Here is a 20,137-nt window from a genome sequence, read left to right on the forward strand (position 1 = left end):
CGGACCCGTTCCCGGGCGGGTGGTGACATGCGTCGGCCTCCCCGGAGAGCTGCAAAGGTTTGCAGCGAAGAAACCACGCCGGGGAAGACCGCGTCAACGATCGATGGCAATCCCGTTACTTAGATCCGCTTTGATGGCGAAAATAGGGGTGCTGGGAGCGGTTCCGCAATCGATCCATGACGTTGACACCGGAACAACCGTTTGCATTAATTGGCGGCACCTGCTCGGCCTGGGCCATCGGCGGATCGCGCTGCTCGGCGGCCCGCGCGGCTCCTGGACCAACCGGGAGATCCGCCGGGCGGCCGGAACCGCCGCCCGGACCGGGCGTGCCGAGCTGACCGTGCTGGGCCCCAACCAGCCCACCGAGATCGGCGGCGGCGCGGTGGCCGACCAGGTCCGCCGCAACGGCGTCACCGCCGTGCTCGCCTACAACGACCTCATGGCGATCGGCCTGATCGAAGGGCTCGACGCGCTCGGACTCCGGGTCCCGCAGGACGTCAGCGTCGTCGGCGTCGACGACATCGCGCTGGACCGGCTGACCCGACCCAAGTTGACGACGGTGGCCACGCCGACCGCAGCCGCCGGGGTCGGGTCGGCGCTGTCCGACCCGCGCCAGCTTCCCCGCCTCGCCGCCCTCGCGGCCGGGCAGGGCTGAGGCCGGTCAGGCCGTGGCCGGGCCGAGGCTGTCCCGGCGGACCAGGTCGGCGGGAAGGGTCTCCACCCGGTCCCGGACGCCGGGCGCCTCCAAGGCCAGCGTCATGGCGCGGGCCCCGAGCTCGGCCAGCGGCAGCCGGACCGTGGTCAGCGCCGGCGTCACGTCGGCGGCGATCGGCATGTCGTCGAAGCCGACCACGGAGACCTCCGCCGGCACCCGTACGCCGCGGGCGCGGAGCAGGTTCAGCGCGCCGACGGCCATCGAGTCGTTCAACGCCACGATCGCGGTCAGCCCCGGCACGGCGTCCAGCAGTTCCGCCGCCGCCCGGGAACCGCCGTCGCGGGTGAAGTCCGCGTACCGGATCCGCGCCTCCGGCAGCGGCTCGGCCAGGCCGGCGCCCAGCCCGGCGAGCCGGTCGCTGGTGGTGGTGAGGGCCCGCGGGCCGGCGAGCACGCCGACCGCCCGGTGACCGAGCCGGCGCAGCTCCGCGCCGAGCAGCCGCGCGCCCTCCTCGTTGGCCGGCAGCACGGCGTCGCCCCGGTGCCGGTGCCGACCGATCACCGCGACCCGCCCGCCGGTGGCCGCGTACGCGGCGAGCCGCTCGTCGAGCAGGGCGTTGACCGTGGGGTCGTGGTAGCCGGAGCCGGCCAGCACGATCGCGGCGACCTGCTGGGCGCGGAGCAGGTCGACGTACTCCACCTCCCGCTCCGGGTCGCGGTAGCTGTTGCAGATGATGACGAGCCGGCCCCGCTCGGTGGCGACCCGTTGCAACCCCCGGGTCACCTCGGCGAAGTACGGGTCGGAGACGTCGTGCACCAGCACGCCGACCACGCTGCGCTGCGGCCGGGCCAGCAGCTGGGCGTGCGCGTTCGGCACGTACCGCAGCTCGGCAACGGCCTTCAGCACCCGCTCGCGCAGCTCGTCGGCGACCGGCTTGCTGCTGCCGTTGATGACCCGCGACGCGGTCGCGGGGGAGACGCCCGCCCGGCGGGCGACGTCGGCCAGCGTCGCCATCGCACCCCCTCGCACAGCCCGGTGGCCGTGAGGCTACCGCAGCACCGCCGGGAAAGCCGTTCGCTGATCGGCGGGAGCGGCGCTCACCGGGAGCGCGCGGTGGGGCGGGAGGTGGTCGCGGTGGTGCGGACGGCCTTGACGATGGCGGGGATGGAGCCGATCAGCAGGACCAGCGCCCAGATCAGCGCCACCACGGCGAACACCACCGCGCCCAGGTCGTCGGTGATGCTGACCAGGATCCCCGGCACCAGCTGGTGCAGGAACTCCAGCACCACGGTGCACAACAGGGTGGTCAGCGCCAGCAGCACCAGGCCCTTGTTCTGCAGGAAGCGCGGCTGGGCGAGCAGCAGCAGCGCCGCCCAGACCAGCTTGAGCAGCAGCACCAGGCCGAGCAGCACGGCCGCGTCGCCGACCGGGAAGAACCCCCACACCGCCAGGTACGCCAGCGTGCCGAACGGCGCGGCCAGGAACAGCGACACCATCACGGTCAGCTCGACGAAGGCGACGATCAGCAGGACCAGCGACGCGAGCAGCAGCAGGATCGAGAAGACCAGGGTGGCCACCCCCTGCACCCGGCCCTGGATCCGGTCCGGCACCACGAGGCTCAGGCTGAACAGCCCGGTGGTCCAGAGCGCCACCACGTCGATGAGCGCCAGGTGACCGGTGCCGCGGCCGGACGGCGCGGTCACCGTGCCGACGTCGCCCAGGTCGACGCCGAGCTGCCCGGCGCTGTCCCGCAGCGCGCCGCCGGCGTCCCCGCCGCCGGTGAGCGCCGCCGCGCCCAGCTCCAGCCCCACCACCAGCGCGATGGCGAGCAGCGCCAGCAGCATGAAGGGTTTGCGCAGCTCACCCATGTCACGCCTCCTCGCCGGTCGACGTCGGCCGGCCCGGCCCGGGTCCGGTCAGGACCGGGCGACGGTGACCACGCATCCGCCACCTCCCGGGCACCGCAGGGCGACCTCGGTCTCCCCGTCCACCGCCACCGTCGCCACCGCCGTGCCGTCGTCGCCGGGCGTCACCTCGTCGGTGACCGTGACGTCGGCGTCGCCCGGCGCGGGGGCGCTCACCACGAACGGCGCCGCGCTGCGCAGCACCAGGGTGCGCAGGCCCCCCGGGTCCGCGACTCGCAGCCGGCAGGCGATGCCGAAGCCGACCACCACGCCCTCGGTGGAGGCGCTCGGCGCGGGGGCGGGCGGCACGCACGCCACGGTCACCGTCGCCGGGTCCACCCTGCCGGTGTCGCCGCCGAACCGGGCCAGCCAGCCGGGCCCGGCGGCCGGGTCGCCCCGGTCGTGCCGGCCGCCGCCCACCGCCACCACGTAGAGCACCACGAGCAGCCCGGCGAGGGCCGCCAGCAGCACCTTCTGCCGCCCGCTCACGGCTGCAGGAGTTGGGTGAACCGGATCTGGTCGACCCCGGCGAAGTACCGGTCGGTGCCCTGCGTCCGGCTCACCGCCACCAGGGTCAGCTTGTGCGGGCCCCGGGCCAGCTCCACGGTGCCCACGTCGACGAAGTCGGTGCGCACCACCGTCGGGGTGAAGCCGAAGAAGGTGTCGCCGACCTGCCGGCCGTCCACCAGCCAGATGGTGTTCGCGTAGTCGAAGGAGGTGGTGCGCACGGTGGAGAGGCGCCAGGTGCCGTCGGCGGGCAGGTCCACCGGGACGGTCACCCGGTCACCCACGGCCCGGCCCTGGAAGAAGAGTTGGGCGTCCCCGGACCAGACCACCTCGCAGCAGTTCGGCTGGGACACCACCTGGGCCGCCGCCGCGGTGGTCGACTGCACCGTCGCGCCGGGAACCAGGCTCTCCGCCTCCACGGTGACCACCTGGGCCCGCGGCGGGGGCGGCGGGTCCCCGCCGCGGGTCACCAGCCAGACCACCACCCCGGTCACCACCAGCAGCAGCGCCGCCGCGGCCGCGAGCCACGGCCACGGCGCGCGCTTCGGGGGTACGACCGCCCGCACGTCGTACGTCACCCGGCCGCTGGACCGGGAACTCTCCTCGGGCGCGGTGTTCGCCGAGTACGCGAACCCGGTCATGTCGTAGCGCCGGGGCGGGGTGCCGGGCGGCACGGCGAGGCGGACCAGGAACGACACCGAGCCCTGCCCGGGCACCACCCGCTGCGGCTCGGCCACGGTGAACCAGCCGCGCTGGCTGCCCTCGCCGGGGGCGACGTCGAAGACCACGGTGTCCGGCGCCTCGCCCGGGTTGGAGACGGTGAAGGTCAGCTCGCCGCAGTTGCGGGCGTCCACGGTGAACTGCTCGGCGGCGGCGACGACGGCCCATTCGGTGGTCATGACGGCTCCTCTGACGGCTGGTCATGGGGTGCGGGGGACGGCACGCGGGCCCGGCCGACGGCGGGGACGGACGCCACACCGGTGGCCGTGCCCTCCGGTCCGTCGGCGTCGGGGGCGGGCGACTCCGGGTCGGCGGCGGGGTCAGGGGCCGGGTCGGTGGTGACCTCGACGGTGACCGCGGCAGGCTTCTCCGCCTCGACGATGCGGGTGACCAGGGCGAGCCGGTCGGCGGCGGCCGGCGGCACCCGGACCACCACGTGGAACGGCCGGTCGGCCGGCTCCTCCAGCACGAACCCGGTCACCCCGGTGGCCAGCTCCAGCGCGGTGCGCATCCCGTACGGGGTGCCCCGCCACCGGGCCAGCAGCGCGCCGTGCGCGACCAGGTCCCGCAGCCGCCCCACCGGCAGCGGCAGCGGCGCGTCCGCCCGGGGCGCGGCGACCACGTGGTCCATCGCCACCCACCGGGTCAGGTACGCCACGAACCCGTCCGGCGTCCGGTACGGCGCGAACAGCGCGTCGACGTCGGCGAGCACCGCCTCGTCCGGGGCGTGCAGCGCCTCCATCACGTCCAGCAGCGCGCCCAGCACGCTGCCCGGGCCGGCGGCCCGCTGGTACGCGGCCGGCAGCAGCCGCTCAATCGCCGCTTTGCGCATCCTGCCGCACCACCTCGATGTCGTGCTCGCCGGAGCAGAGCAGCCAGGTGCCGGGAACGGTGACCACGTCGGCCGTGGCCTGGTTGGCGCTCGCCGTCCAGTCCTCCGCGTCGCCGCTGCGGTACACGCCGCGCTCGCCGCCGGCCAGGACCAGTCGGGCGGCGCCACCGGCGGCGGAGGGCGCGGTGGCGGCGATGGCGTCGACCGGGACGAACCGGGTCCGGTCGCGCAGCGGCAGCCCGCAGTTGACCATCACCGGCTGCCACTGCGGCTGCGCCGCCAGGGTGTCCAACCGGACCACCCCGCCGCTCTGCGTGGCGGCCAGCGCCAGCGTGCCGCTGAACGCCAGGTCCCGGCAGGTGCCGCCGATCCAGCCGCTCGCCACCGACTGCCACTTCACGTCGGACTCGAACAGCCGGGTGCGGTGGCAGCCCTGCCCGGGCTTCTTCGGGTCCGGCTCGCCGGCGCCACTCCACAGCAGGGTGGCCGGGCCGTCGTACTGCACGGCGAGGACCCGGTTGTCCACGTTGGCCAGGCCGACGTGCGCGAAGGTGCCGGGGCGGCCGGCCGCGGTGGACAGGTAGACCCCGAAGCCGGCCTGCGCGGCCACCGCCACCCCGGGCGCGCCGCGCTCGGAGACGAACGACCGGACCGCGTAGAAGCCGCGGTCGGCGTCGGCCGGGTCGACCAGGATCTGCAACGGCACCGCCCCGGGCAGCAGCGACACCTCGTACAGGCCGGCGTCGGTGGCCAGCAGCAGCGCCCCGGCGCCGTCCCGGTCGATCCAGGCCAGGTCCCGCACGCCGGAGTCCAGGTCGGTCAGCAGCGTCCAGTTCTCGCCCAGGTCGGTGCTCAACCGGACCCGGGAGCCGCCGGTGTCGCGCGCGGTCACCACGGCCACCGAACCGGCCCGGGGCACCACCCCGGGGCGGACCGGGGCGGGAGCGGGTACCACCCGGACCACGCTCTCGCCGTCGAACCGGCCGGCCGGTTCCCAGCCCGCCCCGGCGTCGGTGGAGCGGAACAGCACCGGGCCGCGCCCGGCGTACCAGGTGCCCGGCTGGTACTGGTCGACGGCCACGGTCCGCACCTGGGCGTCCGGCGCCTCGTCGACCACGAACCGGACCGACTCGACGTAGCGCACGCCCGGCTCGGCGTGCTCCAGCATCCGGTACACGTTGGAGGCCCGCAGCGGCTCGCCGAACGCCCAGCCGGCCGGGTTGAGCGGCGTGGGCAGCGGGCTGAGCGTCTGGTGCAGCCGGTCGTGGATGCGCCGCCGGACCGCGTCCACGTCCTCCTCGCGGCGGACCACCACCCGGGCCCGGATGGAGACCGCCTTGTAGCGCGCCCAGCCGGCCCGCACCGCCGTGCCGAGCGCCCGGCGCCGCTCCAGGTCGGCCTCCACCCGGCGGCGGGCCTCCTCGACCTCGTGCTCCCGCAGCACCGCCACCGGCAGCCGGCCGCCCGGGCGGGCCTGCTCCGGCACGTACGGCACCAGCACCACCTCGACCTCGCCCGGCCGGGCGAAGCTGTAGACCGCGGCCCGGGTGAACGCCCGGGCCCGGGCCACCGCACCGGAACCGGCGGCCAGGATCTCGTAGTCCCGGGCGGTCACCGCGCGCTGCTGGGCGAAGAACTCGTACGGGCCGCGCGCCAGGGCCGACTCCATCGACTCCAGGTCCCGGCCACCGGCGGCCGGCGCCGGGTTGTCCACCTTCAGCCCGGGCAGCGGGTCGCGCAGGCTGGTCAGCGTCCCGGCGGCCACGTTCCCGGCCGGCCCGCCGCCGCACCGGTACCAGAGCCGGATCTGCCGCCCGGCCGGCGGCACCGCCGCCACCGCGGCCGGGCCGGGCGCCCCCTCGACACCCGGCCCGGCCCCGTCCGCCGGCCGCAGGTCCAGCGCGGGGGCGAAGGTGACCACCCCGGAGGCCCGGTCGACCAGGTAGACCGTGGCCTGCGGGCCCACGCCGGCGAAGCTGTCCACCGGCCGCCAGATCTCGTACGTGCGGCCCTCGTGCTCCCGGGCGGCCGCGCCCAGCTCCACCGACCCGGTGGGCACCTCCACCCCGAGCAGCAGGTCCAGTGCCTCGGTCGTCCGGGCCAGCGGCGCCCGGGCCGCCCGGAACACCTGCCCGGCCTGCCCGGTGCCGGTGCCCAGCAGCTCCGCCTCGACCGGCTCGCAGTGGTGCACGCGTACCGTCACCTCGGTCTCACCGGCGGGCAGCACGGCCGGCTCGGTGGTCACGAAGACGACTGGCCGGGGGTCGGCGCCACGGGCGGCGGCGACGCGGGTGCCGGCCGGGACGCGGACCGCGCCCCGGTCCGCGCCGGTGCGGGTGAAGCGGACGTCCGCCCAGGCGGCGGCCGGCGGGTGCCGGGTCACCCCGAGCAGGTTGAGGAAGGCCACGTACGCCTTCTCCGGCAACTGGTTCAACCGGTAGATCATCACCTCGGTGAGGTAGGCGAACGCCTCCAGCAACGCCATCCCCGGGTCGTGCGCGGAGAGGTCCGTCCAGTCCGGGCAGGACCGGCGGATCCGTTCCCGCGCCTCGGTGACCAGATCGAGGAAGGCGCGGTCGTCCAGGTGTGGCACCGGCAGTGTCATGCGGGACCCTCCTCGCCGGTCTCGTCGTCGACGGGCAGCAGGTCGACGGAGAAGACCAGCTGGCCGGGGGTCAGGCTGGCCCGCACCCGGTAGTCGAGCCGGATCACCAGCCGCCACGGGTCGTCCGGGTCCGGCCCGGCGTCCACGTCGAGCACCTCGACCCGCGGCTCCCAGCGCCGGATCGCCTGCCGCACGTAGTGGATGGCCAGGCCCGCCGTGGTGTCGTCGTTGGGCGCGAAGACCAGCCGGTGCAGCCGGGACCCGTACCCGGGGCGCATCAGCCGCTCGCCCGGCGTGGTGGACAGCAGCAGGAACAGCGCCTGGCGTACGGTCTCGTCGCCCTCGGTCATGGCCAGGCCGCCGGCGGCGGTCAGCGCGAGACCGCCGGTGCGACCCGCGTCGATGCCGGCGCCGACGAAGCGGAAGGCCCTCATGCGTCCGCCCCCAGGAAGGTCTGCCGCGGGTCGCGGACGGTGTGATGGACCAGCCCGGGCGGGGTGCCGTCGGTCAGCCCGTCCAGGTTCGACAGCACCACACGGTGGCCGTCCACCCGCAGCCAGGCGCTGTAGCCGACGGTCACCTTCAGCGTCTTCGCGCAGGGCTTGATGGTCGGGCCGTAGTTCGGGCAGGCCGTGATGTCCCGCCCCTCCGGGTCGGCCTCGACCAGCACCGGCACGCCCCGCACCGTCACCCACCGCTGCGAGGGGCGGTTGGCCACCCGGCCGTCGTGGTCGCAGGTGATCAGCGAGTCGCGGTGGATCCAGCGCATCAGCCACCTCCGTGGGCGCGGGCGAGGGTACGGGCCTGGGCGGCGGCGGTCTCGGCGTCCTCGGCCGCCTCCGCCTGCAGGAAGTCGACGGTGCGGGCGCGCACCACCATGGCCCGGCCCGGCGCGGACAGCACCAGGTCGCCGGCCGCGTGCACGGTGGTCAGCTCGGGGCGCAGCTCGACGAAGCTGCCGCCGTCGGTGGCCAGGCGCAGGGTGCGCCCGTCGTCGTCGATGACGATCGACTGCCCGGTGCCGGTCCGCATCGACCAGCGCCGGGACCGCCCGGACACGATCCCCGCGTCGTACGGCTCGACCGCGCCGAACAGCGACCCGAGCACCACGCCCGAGGCGGGCTCGCCGCCGGGCAGCGCCACGAGCACGGTGTCCTCCGGGTCGGGCAGCGCCACGATGCCCTTGCCCCGGCCCGCGCCCGGGCAGAGCACCGCGAGCCAGCCGGCGTCCAGGTCCCCGTACGCGGGCAGGGTCACCCGGGCCCGGCCCAGCCCGTCCGGGTCGTCCACGTCGGTGACCGTGCCGAGGGTGACCGTCGCCGCGACGGGGGCGGCGGCCGGTGGCGGCCCGGGCGGGACGGTGGAGAAGCGGGTCAGGTGCCCGTTCGCGTCGAGCGTGTGCACCACCTCGGTGAGCACGTACACGCCGGCGACCGGCTCGGGGACGCCGGCCAGGGCGATCCGCCGGCCGGGGCGCAGCGCCGGGTCACCCTCGGCCGTGCCCTCGGCCGTGACCAGCGCCGCGACCCGGGCGTCCAGCCCGGCCTGGGCCAGGGCGGCCAGCTCGTCGTCGCTGCGGCCGGGCTGGTCGACGGCCGTACGCACCCCGTCCGCGCCCACCCCGCCCGGGTCCGGGCGCAGCGGGATGCGCCGCCCGGAGCGGGCCTCGCCGGCCTCCTGGCGCAGCGGCTCGGCGCGCTGCGGGTGCCAGCCCAGCGCGGCGCACCCGCCGCCCGCCCGGTCCAGGTTCTCCGCGATCCGCAGCGCGTGCACGTTCCCGCCGAGGGTGAGCGGGACCGGGTCGCCGTGGCCGTCGAGGGTCAGCAGGCGCAGCCGGTCGCCCTCCACGGTCAGGTGCAGGCCGGCCCGGCCGGCCACCTCGCGGAGCAGCTCCAGGTCGGTGTGCCGGTGCTGGAGCAGCCGGTCCAGGCGCGGCCCGTCGGTGTCGGCGTCGACGGTCAGCCCCAGGTCGGCGCAGAGCGCCCCGGCCAGCTCGACTGCGGTCACCGACTCGAACACCCGCAGCTCCTGCCGCTTGCGCAGCCGGTGCAGCGGGTCGTACGCCCGGATCCGCAGCAGCGCCGCGCCGTCACCGGCGTACTCCACCTCGACGCCGGTCACCTCGCCGGTGAACAGGGCGTCGGGCTGGCCGTCCAGCCGCAGGTCGACGGCGGCGCCGGGGCGTACCGGGGGGTCGAGGGCGGCGGCGCCCGGGGCGGTGGCCAGCGTGAGCTCGCACTGCGTCGGCTGGTCCAGGCGGGCGGCGACGCGGACGCCGCGCAGCCGGCGGGGGTCGGCCAGTGGGATGCCGTCGATCGTGACGGCGGCGGCCCGGATCACGGCGCACCTCCGGTCCCGACGGGGCCGTCGGCGGCGGTGGCGGGCACGGCCAGGGCGGTGCCGGCCGGCACCGTCAACGGGTCGCTGATCCGGTTGTGCTCGGCCAGCAGGCGCCAGCGCAGCGGCGAGCCGAGCGCGTCGTGGGCGAGCAGGTCGAAGCGGACCCCGGACCAGCCGGGCTCGGCCGCCCCGTCCGCGGCGGCGACCACCGCCGACCCGGGCGGCACCGTCGGTGTGCTCGCGGCGGCCAGTTCCTCCTCGAAGCCCGCCTGCGCTGCCTCGGCGGTCTCGGCCACCCGGACCAGCTTGAGCCGCAGCCAGGAGCGGCGCGGGGTGCCGGTCAGGGTGAACGCGTCGAAGCGCTCCGCGATCGCCACGATGACGCCCGGCACGTTCCAGGTCTTGCCCCAGACCAGCCGGACCAGCGGGGGGCGCAGCCAGCCGTGCTCGGTGGCGGAGTTCTCCGCCAGCATCCACAGCGGACGGGTGAGCGCGCGGACGTCCTCGGGGCGTGCCGGGGACTCCACGAAGTCGGTGTCGAAGAGCAGGTCCAGCACCAGTTCCGTTCGCCCGCCGCCGGTGAAGACGAGGGGGTCGTCGGCGAGGCCGGCCCCGGTGAGCTGGCCGTCCGGCGCACCGCGGGGGCGTACGCCGGCCAGCCGGGTCACCTGCACGGTCTCCGGATTGAGCAGGCAGTCCACCCGGGTGCCGGACTCGTCCACGAGGAAGGCGACCCGTTCCATCAGTCACCCGCCTGTTCCCGGTCGAGCCGGGCCAGCCGGTCGGCGTCGCGTGCCGTGACCGCCGGCGCCCACAGCTCCCCGTCGTCGGGCAGCGCCGGCCACGGATCCCGCCGCGGCCCGCCGGTGGCCCCGTCGCGGGCCCCGGCCCCGGCCTGCTCGCAGGCCTCCGCCGGCAGCGTCGGCCACGGCCCGGCCGCCGCGTAGCTCCAATCCGGACGGTCCGGTGCCGGCCACCCCTCCCTGCCGTTCCCGCCCGGGCGTGCGGGTGCGACCAGGTGCGTCTGCTGTCGTCCCCGCGACCACAGGTGCACCCGAAGGTCCGCGGCACGGGCCGTCGCCGCGCGGGCGAGGCCCAGTTCCGGTGCGTCGGCCGGCAGCCCGGGCCGGACCCGGCCCGGGGGCGCGTCGGCGAGCGGGACGGCGGACGTGGCCGCGCCGACGTCGGAAGCCGGGGAGACCCGCGCGGGGCGGCCGACCATTCCCGCCTCGGCTGCGCCGCCCGCGACGGCGCCCCACCCCGGCGGGCCGCTGCCGGGGCGCGCGCCGCGCGTTCCTGGCGCGCCGGCCGACGGTCCCGCCAGGGCGCCGGCCCGGCCGGCCGGCGACCCCGGCAGGGTGTCGGGCGGCGATCCCTGTGCGGCGCCGTCCTGGCCGGGCGACGATCTGGCGAGAGCGCCGTTCCGGCCGGGCGGCGATCCCGGTGACACGCCGGCGTCACCGGGCGACCACTGCGCCGTCGCGGCCTGGCGTGAGGCGAGGGCATCGCTCCGCGACCCACCACGGCGGGGATCGTCGGCCGACGAGGCACCGGGCATGCCGGGGAGGGATCCACAGGCTGCTGACTCGCGCGCGCCCGGTCCCCACCCGATGTCGAGCGGCCGGCGTCGGCCTGCCTCGTCGCGCGGCGTGGATCCGTGCCGGAGTGCGTCGTCGCCCGGGAAAGGCGCCCGCCCCCCGATCCCGCCCGCCGAAGAGGGTGCCCGCCAGGCGGTCCCGTCAGCCAACGCTGCCCGCCCTGCGATCCCGTCGCCCGCCGACGGTGCGTCCCCGCCGGCCCCGTCACCCGAGTTGAACGGAAACCAGGGCGAGCCGGCATCGGACCTGCCGGAGCCCGCACGCCCGCCCGAGCCGGCCGCCCCGGTTCGACCGGCGTCGCCCCTCCGACGGAAGCCCCAGCGCCACCCGGGAACGCCCCCCGATCCCGCACCGGCCCCCCACCGGGAGAACCCGGCCGCCCCACCGCCCCGCCCGAACGCTCCCGGAACCGCCGGCCGCAGTGGCAACCACCGCGCGCCGCCACCGCCCTGAACCCCGCCGCGTCCCGCCGCCCCCTCCTCGTCGATCAAGAAGTTTGCGTCGGCGGAGGCGTCGGACCCGACGCAAACCTCTTGATCAACAGGGAGAGCGGTGGCGGGGAGGTCGTGGAGGAGGCCGGGGGCGTGGGCGGCGACCAGGCGGAGCCAGTGCTCGGGGGGTTCGCCGGGGCGGCGCGGTGCCGGCTCCTCGGGAGGCCGGCCGCGCGGGGGCGGCGCGGTGGGCGGGGTGGCGAGGCGATCGGCGGTGGCCCGGAGCAGGCGGGCCAGCCGGTCACGCGGTCGTCGGGGCGGCGGCACTGCCGGACTCCAGTTCCAGCCCCTCGTACGCCAGGGTCAGCGCCTCGATGGCGATCTCCTGGGACAGGGTGTTCAGGTGTGCGCCCCGCCACCGGGTGGGCCACGCGTTGATCATGTTCCAGCGCAGCACCTCGGCGGTGCCGGCCGGGTCGAGCAGCACCACCGAGACGTTGCGCCGGCTCACCGTGCCCTTCGCCGCCGCGTTCACCCAGTCCCACAGCTCGCGCGACGCCGTCAGGCCGAAGTGGAGGGTGACCGGGGCGTACTCGACCTGGCCGGGGACCGCCCGGATCCGCTCGTTGCCGGCCTCCCGGTACGCCAGCGACGGTATGGCCACCTCGAAGCCGCTGACCTCGGTGAAGTGCCCGTTGGTGATGCCGTTGATGAGCAGCTTGAAGTGGTACGCCCGGTAGGGGTCGACGGGCGCGCCCGGCTGCGGGGTGGCCGTGGTGGGCATGTCAGCCTCCGATCGTCTCGGTCTCGGTGCCGCCGGCCCACTGGCTCAGCTTGAACACCACGAACTCCGCGGGCTTGACCACCGCGATGCCGATGTGGGCCACCACCATCCCGGCGTCGCGCACGTCGGTCGGGTTGGTCTCCTCGTCGCACTTGACGAAGAACGCCTCCTCGGGTGTGCGGCCGAGCAGTGCGCCGTCCCGCCACACCCGGGTGAGGAACGCGCCGATGTCCCGCCGGATCGAGCGCCACAGGGTGTAGTCGTTCGGCTCGAACACCATCCACCGGGTGCCGTTGGCGATGGCCAGCTCGATGGAGATGGAAAGCCGCCGCACGTTCAGATAGCGCCACTCGCTGGCCTCGGCGGCGAGCGTACGGGCGCCCCAGAGCCGGATGCCCTCGCCGGAGAAGAAGCGGATCACGTTGACACCCTTGGGATTGAGCACGTCGTGCTCCGGGCGGGTGACCCGGTACGCCAGGTCGACCGCGCCGCGCACCGGCTCGTTGGCCGGCGCCTTGTGCACGCCGCGCAGCGCGTCGGTGCGGGCCCAGATGCCGGCCACGTGCCCGCTCGGCGGGGTGAGCACCAACTCCCCGCTGAGCGGGTCGCGGACGCGGATCCAGGGGAAGTAGTAGGTGGCGAAGTCCGACTGCCGGGGCCGGTCGCCGCCGGGCGCGTCGTCGTCCGGCTTCGGCGTACCCTCGGCGGGCTTGCCGGACGACTTGCCGGGCGTGGCGACCCGGGTGAGCCGGGAGATGTCGGCGACCTCGGGCGGCGGGTCGCAGATGGCGACCATGGTGCGCAGTCGCTCGGCCATGCTGATCAGCGCCTCGTGCGAGACCGGGTCGTGGTAGCCGGGCGCGGCCAGGATGGAGATCTCGTCGATGGCCTCCAGCAGTTGCAGGCCGCTGCGCCGCCCGCCGGTGCCGGTGAGCTGGCCGCCCTCGCCGACGTTGACCACCCAGCAGCGGGTGCCGCCGTTGTCGAGGAAGCCGAAGACCGCGCGGGCCAGGGGCGTGCTCTCCAGGTGCTCGCCGTCGGCGTAGAGCCGGAGGAACTCCGACCAGCTGTTGACCGCGAGGGCCTGGTCGACGTGGGCGGTGCGGTTCGGCGTGACCCCGACGAAGGCGGCGGTGCTCATGCCGACCGGGCCGATCGGGCGGGCGCCGCTGGGCACCTCCTCGACGTAGATGCCGGGGGAGAAGTAGGTGGGCATCGGTCCTCCTTGAGGAGTCAGTCGGGGGCGCAGACGACGACGTGGTCTCCGTCGGCGGGGTCCAGCTCGGCGGTGTGGGTGCGGCCCCGGCCGACCAGCCGGATCCGCACCGGCCGGTCCGGGGCGTCGGGGTCGTGCGGGACGCCGACCAGCCGGAACCGGCCGGCGGCGTCGGTCTCGGTGGCCTGGGCGGTGCCGACCAGCTCGACCCGCATCGCGGCGAGCGGCTGCCGTTCCGGCCCGACCACCCGGCCGTCGAGGGTGCGCATGTCGAGCTGCCGCAGCCGCAGCGGCTGCCGCACCGGTGGCGCGTTCGGCGCCGGCCGGTCGATCCGCGCCGGCACGTCGAGCAGCAGCGCGGGCCGGGGCGGCACGCCGAGGGCCCGCCAGAGCGCCGGGTCCCCGGTGGCCAGCACCACCTCGGGCTGGCCGGCCGCGGTGGCGGCGGCCAGCACCCGGTCCAGCGCCGGCAGCGCCGCCGGCCCGCCGCCGCTGACCAGCAGCCGGACCACGAACCGGTACGGCTCGCGCGCCCCGCCGCTGCCCGCGGTCTGCCGGGCCGGCCGCAGCTCCAGCGGCCAGACGGTGAGGCCGCCGTCGGGGTCGTCGCGGGGCGGGCCGACCGGGACGGGGTCACCCGCCGCCCCGGTCAGCCAGGCCGCGAGGTCCGCGACGGCCGCCTCGATCGCGCCGGTCATCGCGGCGGCGTCCCCTGGATCCGGTACGCGATGGCCTCGTTCCAGACGTGCGGGTAGACGCCGATCTCGAAGTAGCGGGTGAACCGGTTGATCGGCGCGGTGCTGTGGTCGTGCCAGAGCAGCCACACCGGGGCGATGGTGAACAGCACGTAGTTGAGCGCGACCAGCGGCAGGTAGAGCGGGCCGAGCAGCCGCGCCTGGAGGACGTGCACGTCCTCGTGCCGCTGGATGCCGGGGCTGGAGCCGGCGCAGACGGTGCCGATGGTGGTGGCGTAGCGGGGCGAGACGCCCTCGACCACGTTGACCCGCCCGCTGCCCTGCGAGACCACCCGGTCGAGCTGGTGCCCGAAGACCAGGTGCAGGGTAAGGTAGAGCGCGCCCGCGACGGTGTTGAGCAGGCTCCAGGTGTGGTCGACCACGAAGAGGAAGATGCCCTTCGGGTCGGCGCCGTAGGTGCCGGCCGAGGCGACCGCCCAGCCGAACGGGGCGCCGACGAGCAGCCCGACGACCGCGCCGATCAGCAGGCCGATGGGGCCGCCGGCCGCCCCGCCGAGCACGGCGCCGAGGACGATGTGGACGGCGGCGCTGATGATGCCGAGGACCATGGGGTCACCTCTCTCAGACCCAGGAGCGGATGTAGCGGGGCTCGCGGTTCTGCGCGAGCTGGGTCGGCGACGCGTTCGTCGCCTGCCGGTTGCCGGGCGGCAGCTGGTTGATGCCGAGGGCGGCGGAGAAGATGACCAGCCCGTTGAAGAACGCGATGATCCACTTCTCGGAACCCGCGTCGTCGGCGAAGGCGGCGGTCAGGTACGACAGGAGGAGCGCGAAGCCCAGGGCGATCCACTTGCGTGCCTTGTCGCCGCTCGGGCCGATCAGGCCGCCGATGACGTTGCTGGCGAGCAGGGTGGCGGCGCTGGCGCCGGTGAGGCTGCCCAGGGCGGCCCAGGTGAAGAGATCGTTCACGGCGATCCCCCTCTTCGATCGTGCGGTGGTGCGGTCGGGGTGGGGTGGTGCGGCGGCCCCGGCTGGTGCGGTTTCCGGGGTACCGCCCGGGTGGCGGCGCCGCGCCGGCTCAGGCCGGCCGGTCGGCCGGGGGAGTGGGCGCGGGGGTGGGAGCGGCCGGAGCGGCGGCGACCGGGCCGCGTGGGCGGCGGAGCAGGAGGACGACGACCACGGCGACCAGCAGCAGCACGACCACCCCGCCGACGACCAGCAGCCAGGGGAACCCGCCGCCGGCGGCCGGCACCGCGCTGGTGACCGAGGGTCGTGGCGGCGCTTCCGCCTCGGCGACCAGTTCGGCTGGCTTGACCTGGTTGCTGGCGATCTTCCAGCTGACCGAGCGGCCGATGATCGTGCCGTTCGCGCTGAGCACCCGGCCGGGAAAGGTCACCGATATCTCGATCGACATCAACGTGATGTACGCCCGAACCGTTTCCCGATCTTGTTCGGGTATTTTCCCGGCGTAACTTTCCGGGTTCAGCGGAAATGAGAAGCGATAGCGGTCGCCGATGCGGATCAGTTTCACGCTGTCGCTGGTGAACTGTGACAATGGCTTCTTGCGATAGGTGACCTGCACGCCGTAGAACTTGGCGCCCTCGTAGCGGCTCTCGTTGCCGGCGGGAAGAGTGGGCAGCTGCCGTCGCATGTCGACGAAGGCGGTATGGACGTCCGGGTTCTGCCCCTCGAGCAGGGCCCTGTCGGCGGTGACCAGGAGTTGGCCGGTGACCGTGTCGTCGGAGTCCACGGTCAGTCCCAGGTTGAGCTGCATGCAGCCGCTCAGTGCCGCCACCAGGGCGAGACACACCGCGAGGCGGAATGCCCTGCTGCGGCGGAGTCTCGTATTCATGGGCACAGTGTGTGTGATCGCCGTCACGTCCAGCAGTCAGCGATCAGTCACAGGCCTGTCGCCGATCTTACCGGCCCGCTCTCCCATTCGGCCGACCCGAAAAACGCGTGCGGTCGATATTCTGGAGGATTGTGCGCCGCGCAATTTCGCTCAGGCCGGCGGCTGCCAGTCGGCGTACCGGGCGACGCCGCGCAGCGCCGCCCTTGACGGGGTCAGCCGGAGCATGCCGTCGCGCAGGGCGACCGCCGCGGGGTGGCGCAGCTGCTGGCCGTACCGCGCGGCGCGGGCGGAGGCCCGGGCGACGGCCTGGCTGCGGGGTCGCCGCTGCCGGTCGTACCCGGCCAGCGCGCCGGCCAGGTCGCCCGGTCCGCGGGCACAGACGGCGCCGAGCACCACGGCGTCCTCGATCGCCTGCCCCGCGCCCTGCCCCAGGTGCGGCGTCATCGCGTGCGCCGCGTCGCCGAGCAGGGCCACCCGGCCCCGCACGTACGAGGGCAGCGGGGTGGCCAGGTGGAACAGGTCGGTCCGGAGCACCGCCTCGGGCGGCGTGGCCGCCAGCAGCGCGGGTATCGGCTCGTGCCAGCCGCCGAAGCGGTCCCGGACGGCCGCCAGCTCGTCCGGCTCGTGCCCGCCCTGCGGCGCCGTCTCCGCCGCGTACCAGTAGAGCCGGCCGTCGCCGAGCGGGACGGTGCCGAACTCCCGGCCCGGCCCCCAGGTGACGGCCGTCGCCACCGGTGCGGTCCAGCGGATCGCCGCCCGCCAGGCCGTCGAGCCGGAGTATGCCGGGGCTGGCAGGTCCGGCCAGAGCCGCCGGCGCAGCACGCTGTGCAGCCCGTCGGCCCCGACCACCAGGTCCGCCCGCAGCGTCGCCGGCGTGCCGTTCCGCCGGTACGTCACCGCGGGCAGGTCGGCGTCGATGTCGACCACGTCGGCCCCGGTGACCAGTGTCGAGGCCGGCAGGGCGGCGCGGAGCAGCCGGTGCAGCGCGGTCCGGTGGATCCCGAGCGCGGCGGTGCCGAGCGCCCGTTCCAGCGCGGCCCCCTCGATCCGGGACAGCCACCGGCCGTCGCTGGTCCGCAGCCCGCCCGGCGAGTCCGGCACGCCCTGCCGGCGGACCGCGTCGCCCACACCGAGCGCGTCCAGCCCGCGCAACGCGTTCGCCATCAGGGTCAGGCCGGTGCCCAGTTCGCGCGGCTCGGCGGCGCGTTCCAGCACGGTGACCCGCCAGCGTCGGCGGTGCAGGGCCAGCGCCGCGGCGAGCCCGCCGATGCCGGCGCCGACCACGATCGCGTGCGGCTCGCCCATGTCGACCACCTTTCTACGCCTGTAGAAAGCCATACTACATCCGTAGAACATCGGTGAGGAGGGACGACAGTGAGTGGACGGGCGGCCCGGCTGGCCCGGCTGGCCGACGCGGCGGTGGAGCTGCTGGCCGAGGGCGGCATGCGGGGACTGACCCACCGCGCCGTCGACGCGCGGGCCGGGGTGCCGCCCGGCACCACCTCCGCGTACCTGCGGACCCGGCAGGCGCTGATCGAGGCCGTGGTCCAGCGCCTGGCCGACCTCGACCGGGCCGACCTGGCGGCGCACGAGCTGCCCACCGAGCCGCCCCGCGCCGCCCCGGCGCTCGGGCCGGACGGGCTCGACCAGCTCGCCGCCGGGGTGGCCGAGGTGCTCGACCGCTGGCTGACCACCGGACGCACCCGCACCCTCGCCCGGTACGCCTGCCTGCTGGAGGCGGTGCACCGGCCCGAGCTGCGCCGGATCCTGGACCACGGCACCGTGCTCCGCGTCCAGGCCCGGGACCTGCTGGCCCGCGCCGGCGCGCCGGACCCGCGCCGGCAGGGCGACCAGTTCGTCGCGTTCGTCGACGGGCTGCTCTTCGACCGCCTGGTCGGCGCCGGGGCGCTCAGTGCGCCGCCGCCCGGCACCCCGGCCAGCCGGGAGGACCTCCGGACCGGGGTGCGTACCCTGCTGAGGGCGTTCACCGGAGCCTGAACCGGCCGGTCCGCCCCCGGCCCGTGACCGCCGCCCCCGGTTCGGGGTGGTGCCCGCCGCTGCCGATCGGCGCGCCAGGTCGCAGGATGGGTGGGCGAGCGCGACGGAAGGTGGGCCATGGCGGGGTGGAGCGGGGTCCGGGAGGCGGCCGGGCGGCTGCGGCGTGGCTGGCTGCCGGTGGTGGAGGCCACCCTGGCGGCCACCGTCGCGTGGATCCTCGCCACCCGGCTGGTCGGCCACCCGCAGCCGTTCTTCGCCCCGGCCGCCGCGCTGATCGTGCTCGGCCAGGCCCGTGGCCAGCGGATGCGCCGGGCCGTCGAGGTGGTGCTCGGCGTCGCGGCCGGCGTGCTGGTCGCCGACCTGGTGGTGCAGGCGCTCGGCCCGGGGACCACCTGGACGGTGCTCACCGTCATCCTGCTCACCGTCGCCATGGCCGTGGCGATCGGCGCCAGCTCGGTCACCGTGGTGCAGGCCGCGGTCTCCGCGCTCTACCTGGTGGTGGTCTCCCCGCCGACCGAGTCGCTGGTCCCGTTCCGGTTCGTCGACGCGCTGATCGGCGGCGCGGTGGCCGTGGTGGCCAGCCAGCTCATCGACGCCCGCCGGCCGCTCGCCCCGCTGGTCAGCGAGTTCCGGCACACCTTCGCCGAGCTGGCCGGGGTGCTCGACGAGATCGCCGACGCGCTCGACCGGGGCGACGACGCGGCGGCGCTGGCCGCGCTGGAGCGGGCCCGGCACGCCGACGCCGGCGTGGAGCGGCTGCGCGGCGCCGTGCTGGCCGCCGGTGAGGCGCTGCGGCTCAACGTGCGCCGCCGCCGGCACCTGGGCCGGCTGCGCTCGGTGGAGGGGTCCATCCGGCAGATCGACTACGCGGTCCGCAACGTCCGGGTGCTGGCCCGCGCCGCGGTCACCCTGACCCGCGGCCCGGCGCCGGTCCCGGCCGAGCTGGGCGGCGCCGTGCGGACCCTCGCCGAGGCGGTGCGCGCGGCCGGCGACGCGCTCGCCGCCGACCTGACCGGGCAGGACGGGGTCGCCGACGCCCACGCCGAGCGGGTGGATGTGGCCGCGCTGGAGGCCGTCCGGGCCGCCGGTCGGCTGTTCACCCCCGGCGAGACGCTGCCGCTCGCCATGATCATCGGGCAGGTCCGGGCCACCGCGATCGACCTGCTGCGTGGCGTCCGCGGCGACGATGACGCGACCGTGCTCGCCCGGGTCGACGCGGCGGTCACCGGGCCGGGGCACTGACCCCGGCTCACCCCACCAGCCAGTCCACCGCCCGCCGCCGGATCTCCGCCGGCACCTCGTGCCCGCCGGCGAACTCCGCGTACTCGGCCGGGTAGCCGAGGGTGTGCAGGCGGGGCACCAGCCGCCGGCTGCACACGTCGACCGGCAGCACCCGGTCGTCGGTGCCGTGCGAGACGAACAGCCGGGGCCGGCCGTGGGTGACCAGCGGCGCGGCGAAGCCGGGTGAGAAGGCCACCACCGCGTCGACCAGGTCGCCGTTGGTCAGGCCCAGGGAGAGGGCGTACGAGGCCCCGTCGGAGAAGCCGCCCACGGTCACCCCGGCCACCGGGTACGCGCGGAGCGTCGCGGCCAGCAGCGCGTCGATTCGGGCCACGTCCGGGCCGTATCCCTCGGCGATCAGGTCCCAGGTGCTGGCGACGGCCTGCGGGGCGAGCAGCAGCAGCCGGTGCGCGTCGGCCAGCGGCAGCAGCAGGTCGAGGCCCTGCCGGGCCGAGCCGCCCGCGCCGTGCAGCAGCAGCACCAGCCGGTACGGTCCCGCGCCGCCGGTCGGCACGTGGCGCAGCGTGGGCGGCCCGCCGGCCGGGTCGGGGACCTCGGCCGGCCCCGTCGGCCCGGGCGCGGCCACGGTGGTGGGGCGGGCGGTCAGCCGGCCGTGCCGGTACCCCTCCTCGGGCTGCCGGTGCGGCGGCGCGGGTTCGGTCACCTCGCCCCCTGTCGTCGGTCGGGTCGGGCGGCGGATACCCGGCTGCCGGCGGCTCAAC

Annotated in this window: 22 protein-coding genes; 3 read left to right on the top strand and 19 right to left on the bottom strand. The window is 76.0% G+C overall.

Features of this window, described 5'->3' with window-relative positions; all coding sequences use genetic code 11:
• The first annotated feature begins 148 nt into the window (after window positions 1-148).
• Window positions 149-655, top strand: coding sequence for a substrate-binding domain-containing protein (locus tag ACFYPD_RS06745; RefSeq protein ID WP_387109788.1), 507 nt, complete (start codon window positions 149-151; stop codon window positions 653-655).
• A gap of 6 nt (window positions 656-661) precedes the next feature.
• Here ACFYPD_RS06745 and ACFYPD_RS06750 read toward each other — a convergent pair whose 3' ends face one another.
• The 18 genes from ACFYPD_RS06750 to ACFYPD_RS06835 all read right to left on the bottom strand — a co-directional run bounded on the left by ACFYPD_RS06750 (window position 662) and on the right by ACFYPD_RS06835 (window position 17,441).
• A complete protein-coding gene (locus ACFYPD_RS06750) occupies window positions 662-1,669 on the bottom strand; it encodes a LacI family DNA-binding transcriptional regulator (protein WP_387109790.1) in 1,008 nt (335 codons plus the stop codon).
• An 83-nt stretch (window positions 1,670-1,752) separates the two neighbouring features.
• Window positions 1,753-2,523: a hypothetical protein gene (locus ACFYPD_RS06755; RefSeq protein ID WP_387109791.1), complete on the bottom strand. Its 771-nt coding sequence runs from the start codon at window positions 2,521-2,523 to the stop codon at window positions 1,753-1,755.
• 48 nt (window positions 2,524-2,571) lie between these two features.
• Window positions 2,572-3,048, bottom strand: a complete 477-nt coding sequence (locus ACFYPD_RS06760; RefSeq protein WP_387109793.1) for a hypothetical protein — start codon at window positions 3,046-3,048, stop codon at window positions 2,572-2,574.
• Window positions 3,045-3,965 (bottom strand): hypothetical protein, encoded by a 921-nt coding sequence (locus ACFYPD_RS06765; protein ID WP_387109795.1) that lies wholly within the window; start codon window positions 3,963-3,965, stop codon window positions 3,045-3,047. The genes ACFYPD_RS06760 and ACFYPD_RS06765 overlap by 4 nt, the downstream gene beginning before the upstream one ends.
• On the bottom strand, window positions 3,962-4,618 hold the full coding sequence (locus tag ACFYPD_RS06770) for a phage tail protein (protein ID WP_387109796.1): 657 nt from the start codon (window positions 4,616-4,618) through the stop codon (window positions 3,962-3,964). The genes ACFYPD_RS06765 and ACFYPD_RS06770 overlap by 4 nt, the downstream gene beginning before the upstream one ends.
• Window positions 4,599-7,223 carry a putative baseplate assembly protein gene (locus ACFYPD_RS06775; RefSeq protein WP_387109798.1) on the bottom strand — a complete coding sequence of 875 codons (2,625 nt, stop codon included), beginning with the start codon at window positions 7,221-7,223 and terminating at the stop codon, window positions 4,599-4,601. The genes ACFYPD_RS06770 and ACFYPD_RS06775 overlap by 20 nt, the downstream gene beginning before the upstream one ends.
• The gene (locus tag ACFYPD_RS06780) at window positions 7,220-7,657 is read right to left on the bottom strand and encodes a GPW/gp25 family protein (RefSeq protein ID WP_387109799.1); all 438 of its coding nucleotides are present in this window, start codon (window positions 7,655-7,657) and stop codon (window positions 7,220-7,222) included. Before ACFYPD_RS06780 ends, ACFYPD_RS06775 begins: the two co-directional genes overlap by 4 nt.
• Window positions 7,654-7,992 carry a hypothetical protein gene (locus tag ACFYPD_RS06785; RefSeq protein WP_151465563.1) on the bottom strand — a complete coding sequence of 113 codons (339 nt, stop codon included), beginning with the start codon at window positions 7,990-7,992 and terminating at the stop codon, window positions 7,654-7,656. The genes ACFYPD_RS06780 and ACFYPD_RS06785 overlap by 4 nt, the downstream gene beginning before the upstream one ends.
• The gene (locus ACFYPD_RS06790) at window positions 7,992-9,563 is read right to left on the bottom strand and encodes a phage baseplate assembly protein V (RefSeq protein ID WP_387109801.1); all 1,572 of its coding nucleotides are present in this window, start codon (window positions 9,561-9,563) and stop codon (window positions 7,992-7,994) included. The genes ACFYPD_RS06785 and ACFYPD_RS06790 overlap by 1 nt, the downstream gene beginning before the upstream one ends.
• Complete coding sequence (locus tag ACFYPD_RS06795) at window positions 9,560-10,306, bottom strand: hypothetical protein (protein ID WP_387109803.1); 747 nt, start codon at window positions 10,304-10,306, stop codon at window positions 9,560-9,562. Before ACFYPD_RS06795 ends, ACFYPD_RS06790 begins: the two co-directional genes overlap by 4 nt.
• Complete coding sequence (locus tag ACFYPD_RS06800) at window positions 10,306-10,785, bottom strand: hypothetical protein (RefSeq protein ID WP_387109805.1); 480 nt, start codon at window positions 10,783-10,785, stop codon at window positions 10,306-10,308. Before ACFYPD_RS06800 ends, ACFYPD_RS06795 begins: the two co-directional genes overlap by 1 nt.
• A gap of 1,108 nt (window positions 10,786-11,893) precedes the next feature.
• Window positions 11,894-12,376, bottom strand: a complete 483-nt coding sequence (locus ACFYPD_RS06805) for a phage tail protein (protein WP_357943239.1) — start codon at window positions 12,374-12,376, stop codon at window positions 11,894-11,896.
• Window position 12,377: 1 nt separating this feature from the next.
• Entirely contained in the window at window positions 12,378-13,592 is a 1,215-nt protein-coding gene (locus ACFYPD_RS06810; protein WP_387109807.1) for a phage tail sheath family protein, read from the bottom strand.
• Window positions 13,593-13,609: 17 nt separating this feature from the next.
• On the bottom strand, window positions 13,610-14,290 hold the full coding sequence (locus ACFYPD_RS06815; protein ID WP_387109808.1) for a carboxypeptidase-like regulatory domain-containing protein: 681 nt from the start codon (window positions 14,288-14,290) through the stop codon (window positions 13,610-13,612).
• A complete protein-coding gene (locus ACFYPD_RS06820) occupies window positions 14,287-14,895 on the bottom strand; it encodes a glycine zipper family protein (RefSeq protein WP_387109810.1) in 609 nt (202 codons plus the stop codon). Before ACFYPD_RS06820 ends, ACFYPD_RS06815 begins: the two co-directional genes overlap by 4 nt.
• Window positions 14,896-14,908: 13 nt before the next feature.
• A complete protein-coding gene (locus tag ACFYPD_RS06825; RefSeq protein ID WP_387109812.1) occupies window positions 14,909-15,253 on the bottom strand; it encodes a hypothetical protein in 345 nt (114 codons plus the stop codon).
• A 109-nt stretch (window positions 15,254-15,362) separates the two neighbouring features.
• The gene (locus tag ACFYPD_RS06830) at window positions 15,363-16,136 is read right to left on the bottom strand and encodes an LppM family (lipo)protein (protein WP_387109814.1); all 774 of its coding nucleotides are present in this window, start codon (window positions 16,134-16,136) and stop codon (window positions 15,363-15,365) included.
• Between the two features lie 150 nt (window positions 16,137-16,286).
• Window positions 16,287-17,441, bottom strand: coding sequence for an FAD-dependent monooxygenase (locus ACFYPD_RS06835; RefSeq protein ID WP_387109816.1), 1,155 nt, complete (start codon window positions 17,439-17,441; stop codon window positions 16,287-16,289).
• Between the two features lie 69 nt (window positions 17,442-17,510).
• Here ACFYPD_RS06835 and ACFYPD_RS06840 point away from each other — a divergent pair, with 69 nt between their 5' ends.
• Both ACFYPD_RS06840 and ACFYPD_RS06845 read left to right on the top strand, forming a co-directional pair.
• Window positions 17,511-18,134 (top strand): TetR/AcrR family transcriptional regulator, encoded by a 624-nt coding sequence (locus ACFYPD_RS06840; protein WP_387109818.1) that lies wholly within the window; start codon window positions 17,511-17,513, stop codon window positions 18,132-18,134.
• Window positions 18,135-18,251: 117 nt separating this feature from the next.
• Window positions 18,252-19,376, top strand: coding sequence for an aromatic acid exporter family protein (locus ACFYPD_RS06845; RefSeq protein WP_387109819.1), 1,125 nt, complete (start codon window positions 18,252-18,254; stop codon window positions 19,374-19,376).
• Between the two features lie 7 nt (window positions 19,377-19,383).
• On the opposite strand, the gene ACFYPD_RS06850 is transcribed toward ACFYPD_RS06845, so the two are convergent.
• Complete coding sequence (locus ACFYPD_RS06850) at window positions 19,384-20,079, bottom strand: alpha/beta hydrolase (RefSeq protein ID WP_387109821.1); 696 nt, start codon at window positions 20,077-20,079, stop codon at window positions 19,384-19,386.
• Window positions 20,080-20,137: the final 58 nt, after the last annotated feature.

The organism is Micromonospora sp. NPDC005299, from assembly GCF_042872345.1.
GTDB lineage: Bacteria > Actinomycetota > Actinomycetes > Mycobacteriales > Micromonosporaceae > Micromonospora.

Excerpts from the sequence above, each read along its gene's own strand:
- ACFYPD_RS06815 (WP_387109808.1), bottom strand. The coding sequence starts at position 14,290 with ATGACCGGCGCGATCGAGGCGGCCGTCGCGGACCTCGCGGCCTGGCTG.
- ACFYPD_RS06800 (WP_387109805.1), bottom strand. The coding sequence starts at position 10,785 with ATGGTCGGCCGCCCCGCGCGGGTCTCCCCGGCTTCCGACGTCGGCGCG.
- ACFYPD_RS06785 (WP_151465563.1), bottom strand. The coding sequence starts at position 7,992 with ATGCGCTGGATCCACCGCGACTCGCTGATCACCTGCGACCACGACGGC.
- ACFYPD_RS06805 (WP_357943239.1), bottom strand. The coding sequence starts at position 12,376 with ATGCCCACCACGGCCACCCCGCAGCCGGGCGCGCCCGTCGACCCCTAC.
- ACFYPD_RS06750 (WP_387109790.1), bottom strand. The coding sequence starts at position 1,669 with ATGGCGACGCTGGCCGACGTCGCCCGCCGGGCGGGCGTCTCCCCCGCG.
- ACFYPD_RS06775 (WP_387109798.1), bottom strand. The coding sequence starts at position 7,223 with ATGACACTGCCGGTGCCACACCTGGACGACCGCGCCTTCCTCGATCTG.
- ACFYPD_RS06830 (WP_387109814.1), bottom strand. The coding sequence starts at position 16,136 with ATGAATACGAGACTCCGCCGCAGCAGGGCATTCCGCCTCGCGGTGTGT.
- ACFYPD_RS06810 (WP_387109807.1), bottom strand. The coding sequence starts at position 13,592 with ATGCCCACCTACTTCTCCCCCGGCATCTACGTCGAGGAGGTGCCCAGC.
- ACFYPD_RS06755 (WP_387109791.1), bottom strand. The coding sequence starts at position 2,523 with ATGGGTGAGCTGCGCAAACCCTTCATGCTGCTGGCGCTGCTCGCCATC.
- ACFYPD_RS06845 (WP_387109819.1), top strand. The coding sequence starts at position 18,252 with ATGGCGGGGTGGAGCGGGGTCCGGGAGGCGGCCGGGCGGCTGCGGCGT.
- ACFYPD_RS06835 (WP_387109816.1), bottom strand. The coding sequence starts at position 17,441 with ATGGGCGAGCCGCACGCGATCGTGGTCGGCGCCGGCATCGGCGGGCTC.
- ACFYPD_RS06795 (WP_387109803.1), bottom strand. The coding sequence starts at position 10,306 with ATGGAACGGGTCGCCTTCCTCGTGGACGAGTCCGGCACCCGGGTGGAC.
- ACFYPD_RS06820 (WP_387109810.1), bottom strand. The coding sequence starts at position 14,895 with ATGGTCCTCGGCATCATCAGCGCCGCCGTCCACATCGTCCTCGGCGCC.
- ACFYPD_RS06765 (WP_387109795.1), bottom strand. The coding sequence starts at position 3,965 with ATGACCACCGAATGGGCCGTCGTCGCCGCCGCCGAGCAGTTCACCGTG.
- ACFYPD_RS06770 (WP_387109796.1), bottom strand. The coding sequence starts at position 4,618 with ATGCGCAAAGCGGCGATTGAGCGGCTGCTGCCGGCCGCGTACCAGCGG.
- ACFYPD_RS06780 (WP_387109799.1), bottom strand. The coding sequence starts at position 7,657 with ATGAGGGCCTTCCGCTTCGTCGGCGCCGGCATCGACGCGGGTCGCACC.